Source organism: Pseudomonas sp. NFPP24 (genome assembly GCF_900112095.1).
Lineage (GTDB): Bacteria > Pseudomonadota > Gammaproteobacteria > Pseudomonadales > Pseudomonadaceae > Aquipseudomonas > Aquipseudomonas extremorientalis.
The window spans coordinates 289,991-313,079 of the sequence record NZ_FOKD01000001.1 but is presented as its reverse complement, the minus strand read 5'-3'; the positions used below and the strand labels follow the sequence as shown (position 1 = coordinate 313,079).

Sequence of the window (23,089 nt, the reverse complement as noted above, 5' to 3'; positions counted from 1 at the left end):
TTACTTCTGTTAACAAGAATTACTTGCAATAATAACCACCCATTTGTCCTCGACCCCTGGGTCTGGAAGGACGATCACTCATTTTTTTACTCAGGTCCGGCCAGCATGACACGTAATACAACCCCCGCTTCGCCAACCAAGCTTCACAGCCCATCCCGCGCCTGGCGCGCGATTGCTGCGCTGCTGTTCAGCGTACTGCTGGCACCGACCGCCGCCTTCGCTGATGCCACCGCACCAGCCACCCCCGCGGCTGCCGAGCACAACACCGCGGCACCGGCAGCACCTGCCGCAGCACCCGCTGCCACCGACCCGGCCCAGGCCGCTGACCCTGCCGCCGCCGACGACACCGGCGTAGTGCTGGAAGAAGACAACACCCTGGGCATGGCCCACGACCTGTCGCCCTGGGGCATGTATCAGAACGCTGACGTGGTGGTAAAAGCCGTGATGATCGGCCTGGCCATCGCCTCGATCATCACCTGGACCATCTGGATCGCCAAAGGCTTCGAGCTGCTGGGCGCCAAGCGTCGTCTGCGCACCGAAATCGTCCACCTGAAAAAGGCCACCACCCTCAAGGAAGCCAGCGAAAGCGCGACCAAGAAAGGCACCCTGGCCAACACCCTGGTGCACGACGCGCTGGAAGAAATGCGCCTGTCGGCCAACACCCGCGAAAAAGAAGGCATCAAGGAACGTGTGGCCTTCCGCCTGGAGCGCCTGGTGGCAGCCTGCGGTCGTAACATGAGCAGCGGCACCGGCGTGCTGGCGACCATCGGTTCCACCGCGCCCTTCGTCGGTTTGTTCGGTACCGTGTGGGGCATCATGAACAGCTTCATCGGCATCGCCAAAACCCAGACCACCAACCTCGCCGTCGTTGCCCCAGGCATCGCCGAAGCCCTGCTGGCCACCGCCCTGGGCCTGGTTGCCGCGATTCCTGCGGTGGTGATCTACAACGTCTTTGCCCGTTCGATTGCCGGCTACAAGGCCCAGGTATCGGACGCGTCGGCGGAAGTCCTGCTGCTGGTCAGCCGCGACCTCGATCACCTGCCTACCGAGCGCAGCTCGCAACCGCACATGGTGAAAGTGGGGTAATCGGCCATGGGCCTGCATTTGAATCAAGGCGACGACGAACTCGTCGAGAACCACGAAATCAACGTCACGCCGTTTATCGACGTGATGTTGGTGCTGCTGATCATCTTCATGGTGGCGGCACCGCTGGCCACCGTGGACATCAAGGTCGACCTGCCCGCGTCCAGCGCCAAACCAGCGCCACGGCCGGAGAAACCGATCTTCCTCAGCGTCAAGGCGGACCAACGCCTGTTCCTGGGTGAAGAAGAAGTCAAGGCTGAAACCCTGGGGCCGGTGCTCGACGCCAAGACCCAGGGCAAGAAGGACACGACGATCTTCTTCCAGGCTGACAAAGGCGTGGACTACGGCGACCTGATGAGCGTGATGGATGCCCTGCGGGCAGCCGGCTACCTCAAGGTAGGCCTGGTCGGACTCGAGACGGCAGCCAAGAAATGATCACGACGCGCCACAAACTGACGCGTTATGGCACCAGCCTCGCCGTCGTACTGGGCGTGCATGCCATCGCGATCGCTATCGCGCTTCACTGGTCGGCGCCGCGCACGGTGCAGTTGCCACCGGCTGCCATGGTCATCGACCTGGCACCGATGCCAGCCCCACCGCCGCCGGCACCGCCCAAGGTGGTCACGCCGCCGCAACCGCCTGCACCGGTGGAAGAGCTGCCCCTGCCGAAACTGGCCGAGGCACCCAAGCCGACGATCCAGGTGCCCAAGCCGGTCAAGCCCAAGCCCAAACCGCAGCCGCCCAAGCCGGTGGAGAAGAAAATCGAGCCGCCCAAGGAGAAACCTTCCGAGGATCCGCCGAGCGACGCTCCGCCGACCCAGACACCGGCTGAAAAATCAGCCCAGCCCGTTCCTGGCCCATCGCCGCAACAGATCGCCGCCAAAGCGTCCTGGGAAGGCACCCTGCTGGCTCACCTGCAGAAGTACAAGAAGTACCCGCCAGGTGCCCAGGCACGTGGCAAGGAAGGCCTCAACCGCCTGAAGTTCGTGGTGGATGCCGAGGGTAACGTGCTGTCCTACGAGTTGGTGGGCCGCTCCGGCAACGCTGACCTGGACCGCGCCACGCTGGACATGATCCGGCGTGCCCAGCCGCTGCCCAAGCCGCCGGCAGACATGCTCAAGGGTGGCAGTATCGAGATCGTTGCACCGTTCGTGTACAACATCGAGAAACGTCGTCGCTGAGCCGCTCCCAATGGGCACCCTCGGGTGCCCATTGCATTTCCCCTCCCCCGTATTTCAAGCCTTGCAGACCCGCAAGCTGAACCGTGACTGAATGTGAAACCAATGTCATGGTTCTTCACTTGTAACACTTCAATACACCACCAATCATGCGCGAACAATTCTCATTTGAGAGGCCTTTCGCCATGTCCTGCCCTCCCCGCCTGACGCTTGCCCTGCTCGCAATCGCTGGCGCCCCCTGCGCAGCCCATGCGGATCAACTGGTCAGCCTGACCGTGCAGAACCACACCTTCACGCCGGCCAGCTTCACCGTGCCGGCCGGCGAGCGCTTTCGCATCCAGCTCACCAATAACGACGACACCGTCGACGAATTTGAAAGCTACGACATGAAGTTCGAAAAGATCGTCGTGCCCGGCAACACTATTACCGTCTTCGCCGGCCCTATGCATCCAGGCACCTACAGCTTTTTCGACGACTACCATCCCGACCAGGCCAAAGGCACCGTCACCGTCGTCGCGGCCAAGGAGTAAGTCATGCTGGCCTGTCTGCTGATCGTGTTTCGTGAAGTGCTGGAAGCCGGCATCGTCATCGGTATCGTCATGGCCGCCACCCAGGGGCTGGCGCGGCGCAGTACCTACATCATCGGCGGCATCGCTGCCGGTGTTGGCGGCGCGGCGATCCTCGCGCTGTTCACCGGCGCCATTACCCAGGCCCTGGACGGTTTCGGCCAGGAAATCTTCAACGCCGCCATCCTTATCGTCGCGGTGTGCATGCTCGGCTGGCACAACCTGTGGATGAGCAGCCATGGCCGCGAACTCGCCACTCAACTGCGCGAAAGCGGCGCCGCGGTGCAACGCGGCGAGAAGACCCTGTGGGCACTGGCCATCGTGATCACCGTTGCCGTGCTGCGCGAAGGCTCGGAAATCGTGCTGTTCCTCTATGGCATCGCTGCATCCACCCACACCGAACCCCTGACGATGCTCATCGGCGGCATGCTCGGGATTGCCGGCGGCGGCGTGCTGTCGTGGCTGCTGTATCGCGGGCTGGTGGTGATCAGCCTCAAGCGTCTGTTCTCGGTCACCACGTGGATGATCGCCGTACTCGCGGCGGGAATGGCCGGCCGCGCCGCCGCGATCCTGGCCGGTATCAACCTGATCCCGGCCTGGGGCTACGAGTTGTGGGACACCTCCTGGCTGGTGTCCGACGCAAGCCTCACCGGTCGGGCGCTGCAAGCGCTGACCGGCTACACCGACCGCCCCCTGGGCGTTCAACTGTTTGCCTGGGTGACCACCCTTACCCTGTTGGTACTGGGTAGCCGCCTTGTGCAGTCGCGCACCACTCAATCGTCGTCACCCACCCTGGAGCGTCACCCATGAAACACCTGCACAAACCTGTGGCCGCTGCATTGGTCCTGACCAGCACCCTGGCTTTTTCTGCCTTCAGCCAAGCCCGTGAATACCCCATCGGCGGCCCGGTCCAGACCCACGACATGGAAATCGCCTCCTCGTACCTCACCGGAATCGAGATGGCGCCAATGCCACCGGGCATGGTCATGGACAAGGACTCGGTGCACCTTGAAACCGATGTGCATGCCACCGCTGACAACAAGTACGGACTGTCCAACGGTGAATGGGTACCTTACCTGAGCATCTCCTATTCCCTGGTCAAGGAAGGCGCTCCGGACTACAAGCAAATCGGCACGCTCCTGCCGATGGTCGCCAAAGACGGCGCCCACTATGCGAATAACGTGAAGATGGACGGCCCAGGCACCTATACCGTGGTGCTGCGCTACGAGAGCCCGCAGATCAATGGTTTCTTCCACCACGTCGACAAAGAAACCGGCGTACCCGAATGGTGGGGTCCTTTCACCGAGACCTTCACCTTCAAATACCCGCAGAAATAACCGGCAAAACACCTGCGGCACCCGATTAGCCGGTGTCGCAAACCCCATCGTGTCTGATAACGTGCGTCTATCGATTGCAGCCGGTATGCTTGGCCCGCAACCTCATGGACGCCCGCTATGACTCTTACAGAATTGCGCTACATCGTTACCCTCGCCCAAGAGCAGCACTTCGGCCACGCGGCCGAGCGTTGCCATGTCAGCCAACCGACGCTGTCGGTGGGCGTGAAAAAGCTTGAAGACGAACTCGGTGTGCTGATTTTCGAGCGCAGCAAGAGCGCCGTGCGCCTCACACCGGTGGGCGAAGGCATTGTGGCCCAGGCCCAGAAGGTACTGGAGCAGGCGCAGAGCATTCGCGAACTGGCCCAGGCCGGCAAGAACCAGCTGACCGCGCCGCTCAAGGTCGGCGCCATCTACACCGTCGGGCCTTACCTGTTCCCGCACCTGATCCCGCAACTGCACCGCGTCGCGCCGCAGATGCCGCTGTATATCGAAGAAAACTTCACCCACGTGCTGCGCGACAAACTGCGCAACGGCGAGCTGGACGCTATCATCATTGCCCTGCCGTTCAATGAAGCCGACGTGCTGACCCTGCCGCTCTACGACGAGCCGTTCTACGTGCTCATGCCGGCCTCGCACCCGTGGACACAGAAAGACACCATCGACGCTGGCCTGCTCAACGACAAGAGCTTGCTGCTGCTCGGCGAAGGCCACTGCTTCCGCGACCAGGTCCTGGAAGCCTGCCCGACCCTGACCAAGGGCAATGACGGCGCCAAGCACACCACCGTGGAATCCAGCTCCCTGGAAACCATCCGTCACATGGTCGCGTCCGGCCTGGGCATTTCGATCCTGCCGCTGTCGGCGGTGGACAGCCATCACTACGCCCCCGGCGTGATCGAAGTGCGCCCACTCACGCCGCCGGTGCCGTTCCGCACCGTGGCGATCGCCTGGCGCGCCAGCTTCCCACGGCCCAAAGCGATTGAGATCCTCGCCGACTCGATCCGCCTGTGTTCGGTCGCCAAGCCGACTGCCGCGAGCTAAGCCAGGGTATGACTGAGCTGTCGCAGGTGTCGGTGACGGCACTCAAGGGTGTCGGTGAAGCCATGGCCGAGAAGCTGGCCAAGGTGGGCCTGGAGAACCTCCAGGACGTGCTGTTCCACCTGCCCCTGCGCTATCAGGACCGCACCCGCGTAGTGCCCATCGGCCAGTTGCGCCCTGGGCAGGACGCAGTGGTCGAAGGCACCGTCAGCGGTGCCGATGTGGTGATGGGCAAGCGCCGCAGTCTGGTCGTACGCCTGCAGGATGGCACTGGCGGCCTGAGCCTGCGCTTCTACCATTTCAGCAACGCGCAGAAGGAAGGCCTCAAGCGCGGCACCCGCGTGCGCTGCTACGGCGAAGCGCGACCCGGCGCATCCGGCCTTGAGATCTATCACCCGGAATACCGCGCCATTACCGGTGACGAACCGCCGCCGGTCGACACCACGCTCACGCCGATCTACCCGCTCACCGAAGGCCTGACCCAGCAACGCCTGCGCCAACTGTGCATGCAGACGCTGACCATGCTCGGTCCGAAAAGCCTGCCTGATTGGCTGCCCCAGGAACTGGCCCGCGACTATCAACTGGCGCCGCTGGACGATGCGATCCGCTACCTGCATCACCCACCCGCCGACGCCGATGTCGACGAACTCGCGCTCGGTCATCACTGGGCCCAGCATCGCCTGGCCTTCGAAGAACTGCTGACCCATCAACTGTCCCAGCAACGCCTGCGCGAGAGCATGCGCTCCCTGCGTGCACCGGCAATGCCCAAGGCCACGCGCTTGCCTGCGCAGTACCTGGCCAACCTGGGTTTTGCGCCAACCGGTGCCCAGCAACGCGTCGGCAATGAAATCGCCTATGACCTGAGCCAGCAGGAGCCCATGCTGCGGCTGATCCAGGGCGATGTGGGCGCAGGCAAGACCGTGGTCGCCGCCCTCGCCGCCCTGCAAGCGCTGGAGGCCGGCTACCAGGTGGCGCTGATGGCGCCCACCGAGATCCTCGCCGAGCAGCATTTCATCACGTTCAAGCGCTGGCTCGAACCGCTGGGCCTGGAAGTGGCGTGGCTGGCCGGTAAGCTCAAGGGCAAGAACCGCGCGGCGGCACTGGAACAGATTGCCGGCGGCGCACCGATGGTGGTGGGCACCCACGCGCTGTTCCAGGACGAAGTGCAGTTCAAGAACCTGGCCCTGGTAATCATCGACGAACAGCACCGCTTCGGCGTGCAACAGCGCCTGGCGCTGCGCCAGAAAGGCGTCGGCGGGCGGATGAACCCGCACCAGTTGATCATGACCGCCACACCGATCCCGCGCACCCTGGCCATGAGCGCCTACGCCGACCTCGACACCTCGATCCTCGACGAACTGCCGCCTGGCCGTACGCCGGTCAACACCGTGCTGGTCACCGACACCCGGCGTGTGGAAGTGATCGAACGCGTACGCAGCGCCTGTGCCGAAGGGCGCCAGGCGTACTGGGTATGCACGCTGATCGAAGAGTCCGAAGAGCTGACCTGCCAGGCCGCCGAAACCACCTATGAAGACCTCACCAGCGCCTTGGGCGAACTCAAGGTCGGCCTGATCCACGGGCGCATGAAGCCGGCTGAAAAAGCCGCAGTCATGGCCGAATTCAAAGCTGGCAACCTGCAACTGTTGGTGGCCACTACCGTGATCGAAGTCGGCGTGGACGTGCCCAACGCCAGCCTGATGATCATCGAAAACCCCGAGCGCCTGGGCCTGGCGCAACTCCACCAGTTGCGTGGCCGGGTGGGCCGGGGCAGCGCCGCCAGCCATTGCGTGCTGCTCTACCACCCGCCGCTGTCGCAGATCGGTCGCCAGCGCCTGGGCATCATGCGCGAAACCAACGACGGGTTTGTCATCGCCGAAAAGGACCTGGAACTGCGCGGTCCCGGCGAAATGCTCGGCACGCGCCAGACCGGCCTGCTGCAATTCAAGGTCGCCGACCTGATGCGCGACGCCGACTTGCTGCCTGCCGTGCGCGATGCCGCACAGGCACTGCTGGAGCGCTGGCCGGACCACGTCAGCCCGCTGCTCAATCGCTGGCTCAGGCACGGGCAGCAATACGGCCAAGTGTGACGCCTGACGCACTTAAGCGACCAACAGTTGTATCAAGCTGGTTATACTTCGGTGACTGTAAGAAATTGGATCAGGCTATGTCAGAAGTTGCCCTCGCCACAGCCCCACTGACCGCCCCGCCGGTCATTCGGGCTCTGCTCGCAAAACTCGCCATCCCCTACACGGAAGTCGCCGACCTCCCGGGCCTGAATCCTGCGCAGAAGGTCCAGGCAGTGCTGCTGGAAGATGCGGTAGGCGCCCTGATGGTGCTGTTCCCGCAGAACCAGTTGCTCGACCTCAACCGCCTCGCCGAACTCACCGGCCGCCGCCTGACCGCTGTATCGCCGGATCGCGTCAAGCGCATGCTCGACAAACATGACCTGAGCCTGTTGCCAGGTTTGCCACCCCTTACCAGCTCGCCCTGCCTGTACGAAGGCAGCCTGCTCGACGAGCCGAGCCTGCTGGTGCATTCGGGTGAAGCAGGCCTGTTGCTGGAGATTCCCAGCGACGCCTTCAAGACGATGCTCACCAAGGCCAGCGCCGGCCACTTCGGCGAGCCGTTGAGCAATATCCGCCCCAACCTCGACCGCCCCAACGATGACCGCGAGGAAATCACCCAGGCAATGCAGGCGTTCACCGCCCGCCGTATCCAGCAGCGCCTGGAAGCGACCATCGAGATTCCGCCCCTGGCCGACACCGCGCAGAAGATCATCAAGCTGCGCGTCGACCCAAACGCCACCATCGACGACATTACCGGCGTGGTCGAGACCGACCCGGCCCTGGCCGCCCAAGTGGTGAGCTGGGCCGCGTCGCCGTACTACGCCTCGCCGGGCAAGATTCGTTCAGTGGAAGACGCCATCGTGCGTGTGCTGGGCTTCGACCTGGTGATCAACCTGGCGCTGGGCCTGGCCCTGGGCAAGACCCTGAGCCTGCCCAAGGACCACCCGCACCAGTCGACGCCGTACTGGCACCAGTCGATCTACACCGCCGCCGTGATCGAAGGCCTGACCCGCGCCATGCCCCGCGCACAGCGTCCGGAAGCCGGCCTCACCTACCTTGCCGGCCTGCTGCACAACTTCGGTTATCTGTTGCTGGCCCACGTGTTCCCGCCGCACTTCTCGCTGATCTGCCGTCACCTGGAGGTCAACCCGCACCTGTGCCACAGCTATGTCGAGCAACACCTGCTGGGCATCAGCCGCGAGCAGATCGGTGCCTGGCTGATGCGCTACTGGGACATGCCGGACGAACTGTCCACCGCCCTGCGCTTCCAGCACGACCCGACCTACGACGGGCAATACGCCGAGTACCCGAACCTGGTGAGCCTGGCGGTACGTTTGTTGCGTAGCCGCGGGATCGGTTCCGGCCCGGATGAAGCGATTCCGGATGCGCTGCTGGAGCGCCTGGGCTTGAGCCGTGACAAGGCTGAAGAAGTGGTGGGTAAAGTGCTGGATGCTGAAGTGCTGTTGCGCGAACTGGCCTCGCAGTTCAGCCAGGGCTGAATCGGTCGCCTGTCAGACCGCTATCGGGGGCAAGCCCCCTCCCACACTTGAAATGCATGCCCATGTGAGAGGGGGCTTGCCCCCGATGAATCCACCACGCTCTATTTCTTTTTCTTCGGCTTCAAGTACTTGGTCAACCCCTGGAACCAGATCACCAGCGCCGGGTTGCCCTTGATCTGGATCGACTTGTCCTGGATCCCCGTCATGAACGCCAGCTGCTTGTTCTTCGCCTGCATCGTGGCGAAGCCATAGGCGGCGTCTTTGAACGCGATGACAAACGCCGGCGCCGGGTGAACACCCGAGCGGCTGGTGATGCGCTGGTCTTTGACGATGAAGTGACGGGCAACCTTGCCGTCGAGGGTCTGCAACTGGAACGCCAGGTCTTTATCGCCCAACTGTTGCTGGAAGGCAGGATTGGTGCGGCTGGCTTTGCCCATCATCAGGCCCAGCACCCACAGGAGAAGACGGAATTTCATGCACACGGCCTCGGTGTAATTATTGAGTGGCCGCAGCAGTTTAACGATTTGCAAAAAGAACGCCACCGATCTTGCGCATTAGCGGAAGATCGGCTGGCGTTTGACGCTTATAGCAGCATATTACTTAAACGTTTGGGCAAGGAACCGGCGCCCAGTCGGCCAGGTTCGGATCGCGGCAGCTGCCTTCGAGCTGAGCTTTACCGGCGCTGGCGACCTGCTTGCTTTCAGCTTGCTTGACCTGGGCAGTCTGGAAGGTCTTCTCGGTGCTCACCGCTTCTGTGGGTACGGTTGGCAGAACCGGCTTTTTCGGCGGTTTGGTGCCTGTGCCTTTCTTCTTGCCCGATGTCACAACAGGTGTTGTGTCGGCCTTGGCCACGGTGACCACGTCAGTACGCTGTACGCCAACCTGTTGCAGGTCTTTCTCGTAGGCCTGGGTGTAGTTGTTCAGGTCTTCGGCGGCTTTACCGTTGACCGCAACGATCAGGTCATTGGATTCCTTCAGGCCCGAGACGATTTCCGCCAGGCGCTTGCGGCCTTCGGTGTCGTTGACGGTCTTGGCTTTGCGATCAGCCACCAACTTGGTGAACGCGCTCTGGTAGCACTGCTGGGACGCCTTGGCGTACGCCGTGCTGCGGTCGATGTCGGAGACGCTTTTGTTCACATCAGCCGCATATGAGGCAATACGCTGGTTGTCATCGGCGATCTGCTTCTGACGTTCGGTGTAGTAACCCGCTGCACCGCCGGCCAGGGCGCCGCCCGCAGCACCGATGGCCGCATTACGGCCACGTTTTTCCTTGTCGCCGGTCAGGGCGCCGAGCAGGGCACCGCCGGCAGCGCCGATGGCCGCACCGGTCACGACCGACTTGGTCATGTTCGAGTCGGTGGCGCGCAAGTGCTGCACGGGCTCATAGCAGTTGGGGTAGTACTCGACCTTGGTGCTCGACGCGACCTTGGAGGCCGGCGATGTGGCGCAACCGGTCAGCACAGTGCTGAAGCCAGCCGCGATCAGCAGCAAGTGACGCTTGGAAACCGCCTTACGGGAAAAAAGCATAGGTGTGTTCTCTTTTAAGTTTGACTTGCCCAGCACGGCCCACCGCCGCCTGAGTCCCTTCCAAGCTCGCTATACAGCCAGCGCTCATCGCTGACCGCTCGCTGCGAGCAATTCCTTCAAGATCGTTGCCGGGTCGGCCCGCTGTTGCTTGCGGTAGTTGCCGACATGGCGAACGAACAGTGTTGCGCGCGTCACCAGGCTCTTGCCGAGCACCGGCTTGCGATCCAACTCTTCCTTGATCCGTTGAAACTGCGCCTGGATCACCGCATCGGTGTAGCGCGTGCCGGTGGCCAGGTTGTCGATATAGATCGCCACTGCGCCGTCGAGGGCGCTGCGGCCATTGGTAATGGCCATCTCGAACAGTTGCGCGCTGGCCGCGTCCTTGTTGTCCAGGGCCTGCTGGCGACTCTTCTGCAGGTTGGCCAGGCGGATGTTGTAGTTGGCGATGGTCTCGGCCACCAACGCGGCCGACTGAATCAGGTTGCCCGCCGCTTCTTCGCGTTGCTGGGCGATCAGCGAGACGTTGCGCTTGAGCTCTTCGTTGACCAGCCCCAGCTCGGCTTGCAGTTTGGGATCGACGCTGGCGGCGATGATGCTGTCCAGGCGCTTGGTCGGGTCCTGGGCGTCGTCGATGGCGTCGGTCAGCGAGGCCAGGCGGCCCTCTTTCTGCCATTGGGCGAACAGCTCCTTGTAGCGCGAACGTGGCGCCGACAGCGCGCCGATCGCCACGCGGAAACCAGTGGTCTCGTTGCTCTGCTCGGTGCCATCGGCGGCAAACAGGGGGTATTCGCGGCGCATGCCGGTGAACAGCGTGCCCTCGCCTTCCAGGTAGTTGCCGCCCTTGACCACAAAGCCACCGTAGGTGCCCTGGCGGCGCCCGGCGTGGACCAGTTGGAACGATTCCTGGACCATTTCCGCAGCGTTGCCGATCACGTCGAACATACCAATCGGATTGGGCAATTTGGTACCGATGGGCATCAGGCGCGCAGCCTGGCCGGTACCACCGGCGACCTGGTTGAACACCGCGTAATCACTGAGCGGGCCGTCGCTGTCGCTGCCGTCGACACGGCGCGGGAACAGGCGCCCTTCCAGGTCCTGGCGGCTCACCGCATGGCCGCCGCGCGCAGCGAACTCCCACTCCACTTCGGTGGGCAGGCGCACAAAACCCAGTCCGCCGTCATCCGCCGAGGAACCACGGCCACTCACCGGCAGCAAGTCGCGGTGGTATTTCATCAGCCAGGCGCTGTACACCGCCGAGAAGCGCTCGGCTTCAAAGCGCGACAGTTTCACCTTGGGCAGGCGCCCGGCCATGCCGGTCGGCGCATCGCACGCCGGCGCCGGTTCGCCACTGGCCAGGGACTGCGCCTGGGACATCACCTGGGCGTACTGGCGCGCGGTCACCTCGTACTTGCCGATGAAGTACAGCATGGGCTTGAGCGGAGTCTTGGCGTCGGTCTTCGGCATCAACGGCGCGATGACTTTGTTCCAGTCCTTGGGCAGGTCCTTGAGGGTGAACTGGCCATTGATGAAGTCGCGACGGTAGCCGGAAATAAACGATTGCTGATAACCCGCCTCGCCTTCGGCAAAGGGGTAGCCGAGGCTGATCTCGCGGTCATCCAGGGTGCCCTGGGCCAACACGTAGGCGTAGCGGAACACCATGTTGCCTTCACAAGGCAACGGCAGGCTGACGTCGCCTTCCAACGGCTTGGGGTTGTCGAGCTTGTCACTCGCCTCATCGGCCCAGGCCATCGAGGCCAGGGTCAGCGCCACACAGGCGCCCAGCAACTTATACATCTCTGATTCCTTCAGAAGCCTGGATCCGCGCCACTCGCCAACCACCACACGCCGCCGCCACGGCGCTGACGCCGAGGACTGCAACCAGGGCCAGGCCGTAATGGCGCGCCAGCAGGTGGCTGGCGTATTCGCCCGGCACCTGCACGAATAATTCATTCAAGCCCGACTCGGCCAGGCCATACAGCCCGGCACTGAGTACGGCGGCGAAACCCGCGCTGTACTGCGCCTGCACCACCACGAATAACAACAACCCACCGGTGGAAAACCCCAACAGGCGCAACACTGATAACTCACGCCGCTTGCGCGCGACGCAGGCCAGGGCACCGGCAAAAATGGCCGCAAATGCCCCCGCCAACGCCAGCCCGCAGATTACCCAGAACACGATCGACAGGTTGCGGCTCAACGACTGCACCTGCGCGATGGTCTGCGCCTGGGTCGACACCAACAGGTTCTGCCCCGCGAAGTACACCCGCAGCGGCTCCACATCGGTAAGGTTGCGGGCATACAGGCGGAACGCCGGGTACACGCGCTGCTCACTGACGCCTGCAGCCTCCCCGTCCCAACCCAGGGCTGGCACTGCGCGGCCATCGCGGTAATCTTCCGCCGCTTCCAGCAAACCCAGGTCGGCAAACAAACCGTCACGAGCAAAGGCTTCCAGCGGCAACACCGCCAGCACCTGCACGCGCGTGCGCTGGGCTTCGACGCGCCCGGCCACTTGTCGTGCAAAGCTGGTTTCCAGCCAATCGCCAGGCCGCGCCGCCAGCTTTTCGGCGGCGGTGTGGCTCAGCACAATCTGGTCCAGGCCCTTGGGCACCGGCAGGCCGGCCAGCAGTGGGTCACCGGACGCGGTCGGCAGCATCTCCAGGGCCAACGTGCCCACTTGCGCCGTCGCCGCAATCTGCCGCGTACGCGGTATGGCGAACGCCACCTCACTGCGCTCGCCCAGTTGCTCGATAAACGCACTGCTGAATCGACCACCGCCCAGCGGAATAATTTCACGGGTGGCGGGGTCGGTCTGCAAACGTTCGGTCAAACTGCTAACCAGTCCAAATTTCAGGCCGAATAACACCAGCAGCGGCGCGATCACCGCCACCAGCGCCAGCACCGAACAGGCCGACAGCCAGGCATCGTTGCGGTAATCCTGCCAGGCCAGCGACGCCACCAGACCGATGCGCATCAGCACACCTCCCCGAGGGTGGCGGTGACGCCGCCATCGGTGTCGCGACGGCAACTGATGCGTCGCACCTGCAAGCCACTGGCGCGGGCCAGGGGCTCGTCGTGGGTGGCGATCACACAGGCTGCACGGTGTTCACGGGCCTGGGCCAGCAATGCGTGCATCACGCGCTCGGCATTCAGGGGGTCGAGGGACGCCGTCGGCTCGTCCGCCAGCACCAGTTGCGGCGCATGGGCCAGGGCGCGGGCACAACTGACGCGCTGGCGCTGCCCCACCGACAGCGTCGCCGGTTTCTTGGCCAACTGGTCGCTGATCTCCAATTGCTCGGCCAGGCGCGCCACGCTGCCATCGTCCTTCAAGCCCAGCAGTTGCCGGGACAAGGCGATATTGCCGCGCACATCGAGAAAGCCCAGCAGGCCGCCGGTTTGCAGCACATAGCCCAAGTGCTGGCTGCGCAGCGCGGCCAATGCGGATTGCCGATCAGCGCGCCACAGCCCGGCAATGTCCTGCTGATAAAACTCGAACTGCCCGACCTGATCCGGCGCCAAGACCAGCGCCAGCAGGTCGAGCAAGGTGCTTTTGCCGCAACCGCTGGGCCCGACAATCGCCACTTGCTCGCCCGCACGCAGCGCCAGCGCCGGGATCACCAGGCTATAGCGCTGGCTACCGACGCCCCGGCTCTTGTGCACCGCGTTCAGGGTGAGCATCACGGCAACGTCGACAACGGAACGCGGTACAACGCATCGCCCGGCTCGGCATCGCCGAAACGGACCCAGTTGGCCAGGTCATTGTGGAAGGTTTCGTAGAGGCGGATTTTCGAGTCCAGCTCGTCAATAAAGTCTTCCTGCTCGGCCACGCTCAACGACAACCACAGGTCCTGGGTCATGTTCAGCGATTTGCTGCGGTACGGCAGGCCTTCGAGGTATTCGCCGAGAATGCCGCCGTCGGCCAGATTGCCGCCCTTGCGCAGGGCCTGCGGGTCCCGGCTCATGTAGGCCGAGGCACTGGCGATTTCCTGGAAGAAGTCCTTGGGCGAGGTCTGGGTCTTGCGCGCCGCGTCGACGATCAGTTTCAGTGACTGCTGCAGATCGTTGAGCTGCAACTTGGTCAGCATCACGCACACCTGGAACGCCGGCAGTGCCGGGTTGGTCAGGTCGCGGTCGGCGGTCCAGGCGCTGACCAGTTGCGGCGCCTGGCTCGCGGTTTTGCGGCCGAGGAAATCCATGTGCATGGCATAGCCGACCGCTGCGGACTTATCCGCCAGGCTCGGTGCGCTGCTCAGCAACGGCACCGGCTGCGGCGTGTTGCTGCGCACCTGATGCACAAGGTTGGCGAACACCGTGCCGATCTCATCCACCCGCTCGCCGAGCTTGCGCACATCGCCACCGGGCACCGCGGTGTACAGGTCGCCAATCTGCGGGTTGGCGTCGGCAGTGAGGATGCGGTACTGGCTCTCGGCACCGGCGTGGGTTTTCTTGCCGGCGTCGGTGCGCAGGTGCAAGGCGTAGATCTTGATCTGCTTGCCCAGCGCGGCCTGGCGCACTTCGGCTTCGTTCATCTGGGTGGCGGCGAACGGGTCATTCTTGCGCAGCGCACCGGCGTCGGTAACCAGCAGGATGATGCGCCCGCCATAACCGGACCAATCCATGCCGTCTACCGCCTGCATAACCCCGGCGAACGCATCTTCGTTGAAGGAGTGGCTGGACACGGTGGACGCCTTGACCTGGCGCGCCATGTCGAGGAAGCGTTGCGGATCGCGGCCCTGATCGAGGCTGATCAGAGTCTTGGCCACGTATTCCAGGCCCGGGGTTTTCTTGATGCTGCTGCGAAAACCGACCATGCCGAAGCTGACACTGTCCAACTCGCCGCGCTCGGCGATGCGGGTTTGCAACTCGTGCACCACATCGCGGATCTGGTCGATATAGGGCTGCATCGACACGGTGGTGTCCACCACCAGCACCACGGCCGTGCGGAAGGCGTCGGCGTTGGCATTCATCACCGGCGTCGCGGGTTTGGCGGCCGCGCTGCTGCCGGGGTCGATGGAGGCGACATTGAGTAACTGCACCGGTTGGCCGTTTTCGTCGAAGCTCTCTTTGGAGTCGAAGATCGGCAACAGGTAGAACTGGTTCTGCGGGACGGCGCTGGCGGCAGGCTCCAACGCGAGGATCTGGCTGTTGTCTTCGCTGTTTTTCTGCGCCTTGGCCAGCACGCCTTTGGCGGCGGAAGGGTCAGCCAGCAGTTTTTCCACTTCGCCGGATTGGCGCAGGAACATCACCGGCGCCCGGCCCGAGCGCTCGGTGAATTTCAGCACCAGGCTCTGCTTCCAGTCGCTGACTTGAGACGCAGGCAACCAACCGTCGCTGCGCCCATCGGTGGCCGCGCCGACACGCACCCACGGGCTGCCGTCGACGTCCTTGCGCTGGTACACATAGAGCACGGAAAACGCCGGCAGGGCCTTGCCTGGCGCGCTGCCCGCATCGGTCGAAAGCTTTGCGCCCGGCTTGCTGAGCACGCGCTGGAACAGGGTCTTCTTGCCGGCCATGAGCAACGGGCGTTGGCCGCCATCCGCTTCGGCGACCACTGGCGGCGGTGGCGTGACTTTCGGCACCTCGGCAGCGGGCGGTTTGACCACCGGCTCGTCGCTACCGCTCAACCACCAGTAGCTCGCACCGCCAATCGCCAGTGCAACCGCCACTGCAACCGCCGCCAGCGCCAACACCGGCCCACGGCGCTGCTCGCTGTGCTGGGTCGGCGGCACCACCGGTTGGCGCACCGGCTGGGGTTTATCACTGGGAATCTCGATGGACTCCGGGGTAATGCCCGCCAGGTCGAAACTCATCGGAATCGGCAACGGCCGCACCAGGGTGGCTTCCGGAGAGTCCGCCGGCAGGTTGTCCAAGGCGCGCAACAGCGCCGCCGCATCCGGGAAACGCTCAGCCGGGTCCTTGGCCAACAGCTTGCGCAGCACGTCCTGATAACGGCCATGGTGCACCGGCAGTTCCGGCAGCGGTTCGGTCAGGTGCGCCAGCGCCGTGGAGAGTGCATCGGTGCCGGTGTAAGGCAGCTTGCCGACCAGAATCTCGTACAGCACCACGCCCAGCGCATACAGGTCGGCGCGGCCATCGATCTCCTGGCCCCGCGCCTGTTCCGGGCTCATGTAGCTGGGGGTGCCCACGGCAAACCCGGCCTGGGTGAATTGCGTGCGGTCATCCAGCGACTTGGCGATACCGAAGTCGGACAGCACCGCCGTGCCATCGGCGCGAAACAGGATGTTCGCCGGTTTCACATCGCGGTGCACCAGGCCCTGGGCGTGGGCGTAGCCCAGCGCCGAGGCGATCTGGCGGATCAGCGTCACACCCTGCTCCGGTGTCATGCCGGCGGCGATGCGCTCCTTGAGGGTGCCGTTGGGCAGGTATTCCATGGCCATGTAGTACAGCTCACCGACATTGCCGATGTCATGGATGGTCACCGTGTGCGGGTGCGACAAGCGCGCCAGGGTCTTGCCCTCGCGCAGGAAGCGCTCGCAGAATGTTGGATCGGCCGCCAGCGCCGCCGCCATCACCTTCAACGCCACCTTGCGCTCCAGCGAGCGCTGCGTCGCCAGGTACACGCTGGCCATGGCGCCTTCGCCGATCTCGCCTTCGATGTCATAACCGGGGATGACGATGTTCATGGCGATACCTTCACGACAATGGCGGTGATGTTGTCCGGCGCGCCACGGTTGAGCCCCAGGTGCACCAGGCTGCGCACGATTTCGTCCGGCGCGTCGTGGCTGAGCACATCGCGGATTTCATGGTCTTCGACGGTCTTGTTCAGGCCGTCGCTGCACAGCAGGTAGCTGTCACCGGGGGCGATCAGCAGGTCGACCACCGCCAGGTCCAAGTGGGCTTCCACACCAATCGCACGGGTGACGATGTTGGCGCGCGGGTGCGCACGCGCGTCGGCCTCGCTGAGCAGGCCGCTGTCCTGCAGGTCCTGGACGTAGCTGTGGTCGCGGGAGATGCCTTCGAGCACGCCGTCGCGCAGGCGGTACAAGCGACTGTCGCCGGCCCACAGGCACACACCGCGCAGGCCACGGGCGGCCAGCACCACCACGGTGCTGCCCATCATGGTCACGCCACGGTTGGCGGTTTCTTCGCGCACGGCTGCGTTGATGCGCAGCAGGTCATTGCGCAGCGCTGCCGTGTATTCATCCAGGGAGCGCCCCACCGGCACGCTGCGCAGGCTGTCGACGATCAGGCTGCTGACATAGTCGCCCGCCGCATGCCCGCCCATACCGTCGGCCACTACCCACAGGCGGTTTTCCGGCAGGTCCAGGCAGGCGTCTTCGTTGACCTGGCGGACCATGCCCACATGGCTTTTGCTCGCGGATTTGTACGTCGACCCCATCTACACCACACCTTCTTGTCCGAGCAAAAACTGCGCAAAATCGCTGGCGGCAGGCAGGCCCTGACACCGCAGCAAACCAGGGGAAATACGTTGCGAACCACGCCCCCACCACAGGCTCGCGCCGTCGCAGGCCTGTTCGGCCAGGGCCGTCATGCGCTGCTGCGGCACGGTCGCGGCCACCCGTTGCAGGCCGGCGAAACGGCTGTCCACGGCACGCGGCTCACTCGCCGGCAAGCCCAGGCCATCGAGGCCATCGTTGAAACCTTCAAAGGTCGCACCGGTATCCAGGGTGCTGAGCAACAGCGCCTCGGCCTGCTCGAACCAAGTGTCCGGCCCGCCCACCAGGGAGGCCGGATTGGTGTCGTGATCGAGCAACGCCACCACCGCCAGCGGGAAGTAGCGCCCCACCCGATCGATGCTCGGCATCACCACGCCCGCCGCCGCATCCGGCCCGCACACGCCCGACGCCAGCACAAAGCGCCACAGCGGGCTGACCAGGTAAGTATTTAGCCATTCACCGCCGAGGCTGTTCTGACTGGCCAGCAAACCCGCCGCCAGCCAGCTGTCCCACGGGCCGATAAAGCTCTGGGGCAAGGCGCGGCTGACAAAGTCGCCACGGCTGGCCAACTTGCCGTAGAAACCCAGCGTCGTCATAGCCGCTCCGGAAGGCTGAAGCCACTGAGCACGCGGCTCTTGAACGGGTTGAAGGCACTGTTGGCGCGCAACTCGTAGGCAATGCTCGCACCGTCGACGCGCAGGCGCAGGTTGAAGCGGTCCGGTGAATTGCCGGCGGTAAGATCCGACTGCTCCAGCAAGCGGAACCACGCCCACGGCCCGTCCAGGGTCACGCCGGAACGGCCACTGGCCGAGGGCGGCATGATGGAAATCCGCACCACGCCAATGCTGCCGGGGTTCGGCCATTGCATCGCCACCGGGCGGCTGGGGCCGTGGTCGTAGCTCAGTTGCTGGCCGTCCAAGTCCAGCAGGAACTGGGTGATGGTCGGGTCCATCGACACTGGCTTGAGTTCAAACCGCACGATTGGCTGGGTGCCACCGGAGCGGAAGAACGCATCGCGGATCGTCGCGGCACGCTGGAAGGTTTGCAGCACGCCCGGAGCAATCCCCAGCTTCTGCGCCGCGCCCGGCTGCCAGCGCCAGGTCTGCGCGGACGTATCGACGTAAGGCTGCAGGTATTTGCGGAAGTAGTTGTCCATCACTCCGCCCACGCCGAAGAACTGGCCGAAGTCATCCAGGGTGGCGTCCCGTGCACTGCCCGGCGACATCGGGTAACGCCCGGCGAGGGACTGGCGATACACGTTGACCACTTCGCTGACCCAGGCTGCGTTCAATTGGTTGCGCACGCCGCCCATCATGCTGTTGGTGGTGGAGTTGACCACCGACTTGACCATGCCTTGCACCAGCGGCGGCTGGCGCTCGGCATTCAGACTGACCCGAGTCGCCGCAGCCGCCGCCTGGTTCTTCGCCTCGCCGAGCAACGCATCGCCGCTGGCGCCGACCATGGCGCTGACCTGCACATACAGCGCGTTCATGTCGGTGAGCAGGCCGTCGATAGCCGCCGGTTCGCCTTCGTTCTTGCTGACAATGCTGTTGAGCTGGGCGAAGTGCGCGGTCACCGGATCCTCCGCCGCCGCAGGCGCATTGGCCGTCGGTTGCTCCTGGCCGAGCAGGCTGCCCAGGCGCTCCTTGAGCTTGTCGACGCCCCCTTCTACCGGCACGCCTTTGGCGGCCAGTTGCCGCTCTTCGGCTTGCAGGTCGGTTTCCTTGGCCACCGCCACCAGCAGTTTTTTCAGCGGCGAGGTCGGGCCGGAAATCACCCGCAGTACATCGGCCGCCTGGGCCACGCTGGTGATCGGCACAAAGTCGATGTCCGCCAGCAACGCATCCCACTGGCGCTGGTAATCCTGGAAATACAGGCGCCGCACATCGGCGGCCAGGCTCACTACGTTCTGCTGGTCAGCCTGTTCGTTGCCCAACACCCACTGTTCTTCAGCGAGGGTGCCGGTCTGGTTCAGGCTGCTCAGCAGAAACGCCTGGCGATAGCCCTTGGCGGTGAAGAAGCCACTCAACGGCTCGCCCAGCGGCTTGCCGCTCTTGCGGCTGAACACCAGCGCGGCGTCACGGCCGGCGGCTTCGTTGAGGCGAAAGTCCGGGATGCCCTCGGGCAGTTTCTGGCGCTTGACCCGGTCATATACGCGCTGGGCCACTGGAAGTTGTTGCAACTGGCGGCGCAGGTCGTCGATCAGCCGTTGATCCAGGCGCGCGTTCGGCGGGTGGCGTTCGAACAGCGACTGCAAGTGCCCGGCCAATGCCTGGCGCTGATCCGCCGGCAGGTCGCGGGGCAGGTTGCGGTCCCAGTCCAGGGCAATCCACGCCTTGATGAAGTCCGGGTCGTAATGCTCGGCGTCAGCCAGCATCAGGTAAGCCTTGAGGCCTTCGTAGAGGAAGTCGGAATTGCCGCCGCCGTGCAGTTGTTCTTCGATGCGCGTCACCAGGCGTGGCGCGAACACCGCGATCAGCAGCTTGCGGTAGACGCTGGCGGACTCGGCTTCAAGCATATCGCCCTGATACAGCCCCAGGCCTTCGGACCAGCTCGGCGAATCGCCCGCCAGGTTTTTCACGGCGTTGAGCAACGGCAGCACGGCGAGCACTTCGCGCTGCGCCGGGCTCAGGTTCTGTACGGCCTGGCCCAGCGGCGCGACTTTCTGGTCGACTTGGGCGATGTAGGCCTGGTTGGCGCGGTAACTCACCCACCACAGGCCGCTGACCACCACGACCAATGCCACAGTGGCGGCCAGCACACCCCGCGCAATCCACTTGCGCCGCCGCTCGACCTTCGGGTTCACCCCCACCAGGCCACGCTCGGCAAACGCCACGGCGGTGAAGAGTTTTTCGATGAAGTAGCTGCGCCCGGTGCCGCTCTGGCGCGCCAAATGCTGGCGGTCCAGGTTCATGCTCTGGGCCATGGCGCCGATCAGGCGGTCAATCGGGCTGCCTTCCTGGGTGCCGCTGGTGAAGTACACGCCGCGCAGCAACACGCGCTCTTCAAAGGCATTGGGTTTGAACACGCCTTCGAGGAAGCTTTGCAGGCAGTCCTTCAACGCGCCGAACTGCTGCGGGAAGCCGTAGATCAGGTCGCGCCGCGCCGGGTCGCGCTCCTGTTGCAGGCGTTCGACCAGGCGTTCGTTGAGGCGCTGTTCCAGCCCGGCGAACTCGCTTTGCAGGTGTGCCAATGGGCTGTCGCTGTTTTTGCCATCGTCCAGGGCAAAGGTCATGCCCCACACCTGGGCGCGTTCCTCCTTGCTCAGGTTGTCGAAGAACTCCATGAAGCCCGGCACCAGGTCGAGCTTGGTCAGCATCAGGTAGATCGGGAAGCGCACGCCCAGTTGGGTGTACAGCTCCTGGATACGCAGGCGGATGGCAGCGGCATGGGCAGCGCGCTCGGCGTCAGTGCCCAGCAGCAGGTCCGACAGGCTGATGGCGATAAACGCACCATCGATGGGGCGACGTGAGCGCTGTTTTTTCAGCAGGTCGAGGAAGCCCAGCCACGCGGCCTTATCCACCGTGGAGTTGCTGTCCTGAGTGGTGTAGCGGCCGGCGGTGTCGAGCAGCACGGCTTGATCGGTAAACCACCAGTCGCAGTTGCGCGTACCGCCGACACCACGCACGGCGCCGGCGCCCAGTTGCGCGGCCAACGGGAAATGCAGGCCGGAATTGACCAGCGCGGTGGTCTTGCCCGAACCCGGCGGGCCGATGATCACGTACCACGGCAGTTCGTAGAGGTTGCGGCGCTCATCGCCACCGAGCTTGGCCTTTTTCAGCAGGGCCAGGGCCTCGTCCATGCGCTGGCGCAGGGTGGTGAGTTCTTCGGCGGTGGCGACGCTGTTGGGGTCGGCCGGGGTTTCGGCGGCCAGGCTGCGCATCACTTCGGCGGCCTGACGCCGGGCCTGGATGATGCGGAACACGCGGTAGGCCAGCCATACCGCGAATACCAGGACGATCAGCGCCCAGCGCCGGCCTTCCGGTACCAGCACGTCGAGCAACGGCCCGACAAACCAGATGATCAGGCTCAGGGCAATCAAACCCAGCACGGGGATCACCCAGCGAATCATGAAACTGAAAAACGCCTTCACTCGACGCCCTCCGCCAATACGGTGATTTCAACCCGACGATTGCGGGCACGGCCTTCGGCAGTGGCGTTGGTCGCCACCGGCTCGGTGTCGCTGCGGCCCTCGGCACTGAAGCGCTCGGCCTGGCCGGTCTTGGCCGCCAGGATCTCCAGCACCGACTTGGCCCGCGCTTCGGACAGCGCCCAGTTGGACGGGAAGCGCAGCGTGGCAATCGGGCGGTTGTCACTGTGCCCGGTCACCCGCACCTGGCCCTTGACCTTGCGAATGGCGTCGGCGATACGCAGCATCAGCGGCTGGTAGTCGTCGACGATGCTGGAACTGGCGGAGGCGAACAGCTCATCGCCACGAATGGTCACCACGGAACGGTCGACCGCATCCTCCACCGCCACGCGGCCGGCCTTGATGTCTTCCACCAGGAAGCCCGCCAGGCGCGGGCGCTCGATGACTTTGGGCTGCGCCACCGGACGGTCGATGGCTTGCACCGGAATCTCGCCCAGGGCATGGATATTCTTGAACACCGGCTCGGCATCCGACGCCAGCTTCATGCGCAAGCCAAACAGCAACGCCAGTAACAACGCCAAGCCGATGGCCACGGCGATCCACGGCGGCATGAATTGCGCCAGGCGGTCGCGGGCCACGGTCACGCCGCGCCAGTGCGGCGACAGCTCACGCTCATGCTCGCCACGCGCACTGCGAATGGCCGCGGCGGTGCGTTCGCGCAGGGTCTCCAGCTGGCTGCGACCGTCGTTCATTACGCGGTAGCGGCCTTCGAAACCCAGGCACATGCACAGGTACAACAGCTCCAACAGGTACAGGCGTTCCCGTGGACTTTGCAGGCAGTGGTCCAACAGTTGGAAGACTTTTTCGCCGCCCCAGGCCTCGTTGTGCACGGTGATCAGCAGGCTCTGCTTGCCCCAGTCACTGGTGCTGCCCCAGGGCGTGCTCAACACCGCCTCATCCAGCGCAGTGCACAGCGCGTAACGCGCCAGCAGCACTTCGTTACGGGCGATGCCAGCGGCTTCGGCACGCTCTTCGAACTGGCGCAGGTAGGCCAGCAATTGTGCGCGCAAGCTGGCTGGCGCCGGGTGGGCGATGGTGTTGCGCAGGCGCGTCAGCAGCGCCAACAGCGGACCGGCGGCACTTTCCAGCGGGTTGAGGCCGTGGCTCTTGCCGGTGAGCATCGGTGCGGCCGGCATGGCCAGGGGCGAAGGTTCGGCACGCACAGGCTCCGGCGCCCGGCCACCCGGACGCGGCATGAACTGGGTGCGGTCATCATCATTGGGATGCATCGCG

At 64.3% G+C, this 23,089-nt stretch carries 19 protein-coding genes; 9 read left to right on the top strand and 10 right to left on the bottom strand.

The genetic code is table 11. From position 1 onward, the window contains the following. Positions 1 to 105 precede the first annotated feature (105 nt). The 9 genes from exbB to BM026_RS01325 all read left to right on the top strand — a co-directional run bounded on the left by exbB (position 106) and on the right by BM026_RS01325 (position 8,764). On the top strand, positions 106 to 1,086 hold the full coding sequence (exbB, locus tag BM026_RS01365) for a tonB-system energizer ExbB (RefSeq protein ID WP_092241664.1): 981 nt from the start codon (positions 106 to 108) through the stop codon (positions 1,084 to 1,086). Positions 1,087 to 1,092: 6 nt separating this feature from the next. Beyond that, complete coding sequence (exbD, locus tag BM026_RS01360) at positions 1,093 to 1,518, top strand: TonB system transport protein ExbD (RefSeq protein WP_003195519.1); 426 nt, start codon at positions 1,093 to 1,095, stop codon at positions 1,516 to 1,518. Next, entirely contained in the window at positions 1,515 to 2,264 is a 750-nt protein-coding gene (locus tag BM026_RS01355; RefSeq protein ID WP_093527167.1) for a TonB family protein, read from the top strand. Before exbD ends, BM026_RS01355 begins: the two co-directional genes overlap by 4 nt. Before the next feature lie 182 nt (positions 2,265 to 2,446). Beyond that, positions 2,447 to 2,791: a cupredoxin domain-containing protein gene (locus BM026_RS01350; RefSeq protein WP_071488080.1), complete on the top strand. Its 345-nt coding sequence runs from the start codon at positions 2,447 to 2,449 to the stop codon at positions 2,789 to 2,791. A gap of 3 nt (positions 2,792 to 2,794) precedes the next feature. Then, positions 2,795 to 3,637, top strand: coding sequence for an FTR1 family iron permease (locus tag BM026_RS01345; RefSeq protein WP_092241662.1), 843 nt, complete (start codon positions 2,795 to 2,797; stop codon positions 3,635 to 3,637). Beyond that, positions 3,634 to 4,164 carry an iron transporter gene (locus BM026_RS01340; protein WP_071488082.1) on the top strand — a complete coding sequence of 177 codons (531 nt, stop codon included), beginning with the start codon at positions 3,634 to 3,636 and terminating at the stop codon, positions 4,162 to 4,164. The genes BM026_RS01345 and BM026_RS01340 overlap by 4 nt, the downstream gene beginning before the upstream one ends. A gap of 117 nt (positions 4,165 to 4,281) precedes the next feature. Then, positions 4,282 to 5,202: a hydrogen peroxide-inducible genes activator gene (locus BM026_RS01335; protein ID WP_016975936.1), complete on the top strand. Its 921-nt coding sequence runs from the start codon at positions 4,282 to 4,284 to the stop codon at positions 5,200 to 5,202. A gap of 8 nt (positions 5,203 to 5,210) precedes the next feature. Beyond that, on the top strand, positions 5,211 to 7,286 hold the full coding sequence (gene recG, locus BM026_RS01330; protein WP_092242371.1) for an ATP-dependent DNA helicase RecG: 2,076 nt from the start codon (positions 5,211 to 5,213) through the stop codon (positions 7,284 to 7,286). Positions 7,287 to 7,363: 77 nt separating this feature from the next. Beyond that, complete coding sequence (locus BM026_RS01325) at positions 7,364 to 8,764, top strand: aminoacyl-tRNA deacylase and HDOD domain-containing protein (protein ID WP_092241659.1); 1,401 nt, start codon at positions 7,364 to 7,366, stop codon at positions 8,762 to 8,764. Between the two features lie 101 nt (positions 8,765 to 8,865). Here the strand turns inward: BM026_RS01325 and BM026_RS01320 are convergent, their stop codons facing one another. The 10 genes from BM026_RS01320 to BM026_RS01275 form a co-directional block, all read right to left on the bottom strand. Beyond that, positions 8,866 to 9,240 (bottom strand): helicase, encoded by a 375-nt coding sequence (locus tag BM026_RS01320; RefSeq protein WP_093527359.1) that lies wholly within the window; start codon positions 9,238 to 9,240, stop codon positions 8,866 to 8,868. A 124-nt stretch (positions 9,241 to 9,364) separates the two neighbouring features. Beyond that, positions 9,365 to 10,291 (bottom strand): type VI secretion system-associated lipoprotein TagQ, encoded by a 927-nt coding sequence (gene tagQ, locus BM026_RS01315; RefSeq protein ID WP_071488084.1) that lies wholly within the window; start codon positions 10,289 to 10,291, stop codon positions 9,365 to 9,367. Between the two features lie 84 nt (positions 10,292 to 10,375). Beyond that, a complete protein-coding gene (locus BM026_RS01310) occupies positions 10,376 to 12,085 on the bottom strand; it encodes a formylglycine-generating enzyme family protein (RefSeq protein WP_071488085.1) in 1,710 nt (569 codons plus the stop codon). After that, complete coding sequence (locus BM026_RS01305) at positions 12,078 to 13,262, bottom strand: ABC transporter permease family protein (protein WP_093527165.1); 1,185 nt, start codon at positions 13,260 to 13,262, stop codon at positions 12,078 to 12,080. Before BM026_RS01305 ends, BM026_RS01310 begins: the two co-directional genes overlap by 8 nt. After that, positions 13,262 to 13,966, bottom strand: a complete 705-nt coding sequence (locus BM026_RS01300) for an ABC transporter ATP-binding protein (RefSeq protein ID WP_093527163.1) — start codon at positions 13,964 to 13,966, stop codon at positions 13,262 to 13,264. The genes BM026_RS01305 and BM026_RS01300 overlap by 1 nt, the downstream gene beginning before the upstream one ends. After that, a complete protein-coding gene (locus tag BM026_RS01295; RefSeq protein WP_093527161.1) occupies positions 13,966 to 16,932 on the bottom strand; it encodes a serine/threonine-protein kinase in 2,967 nt (988 codons plus the stop codon). Before BM026_RS01295 ends, BM026_RS01300 begins: the two co-directional genes overlap by 1 nt. Then, positions 16,929 to 17,648, bottom strand: coding sequence for a PP2C family protein-serine/threonine phosphatase (locus BM026_RS01290; RefSeq protein ID WP_093527159.1), 720 nt, complete (start codon positions 17,646 to 17,648; stop codon positions 16,929 to 16,931). Before BM026_RS01290 ends, BM026_RS01295 begins: the two co-directional genes overlap by 4 nt. Further along, positions 17,649 to 18,302 carry a type VI secretion system-associated protein TagF gene (gene tagF / locus BM026_RS01285; protein WP_093120363.1) on the bottom strand — a complete coding sequence of 218 codons (654 nt, stop codon included), beginning with the start codon at positions 18,300 to 18,302 and terminating at the stop codon, positions 17,649 to 17,651. Further along, positions 18,299 to 21,799, bottom strand: coding sequence for a type VI secretion system membrane subunit TssM (tssM, locus tag BM026_RS01280; RefSeq protein WP_092241648.1), 3,501 nt, complete (start codon positions 21,797 to 21,799; stop codon positions 18,299 to 18,301). Before tssM ends, tagF begins: the two co-directional genes overlap by 4 nt. Beyond that, positions 21,796 to 23,085 (bottom strand): DotU family type VI secretion system protein, encoded by a 1,290-nt coding sequence (locus tag BM026_RS01275; protein WP_071494633.1) that lies wholly within the window; start codon positions 23,083 to 23,085, stop codon positions 21,796 to 21,798. Before BM026_RS01275 ends, tssM begins: the two co-directional genes overlap by 4 nt. Between the last annotated feature and the right edge of the window lie 4 nt (positions 23,086 to 23,089).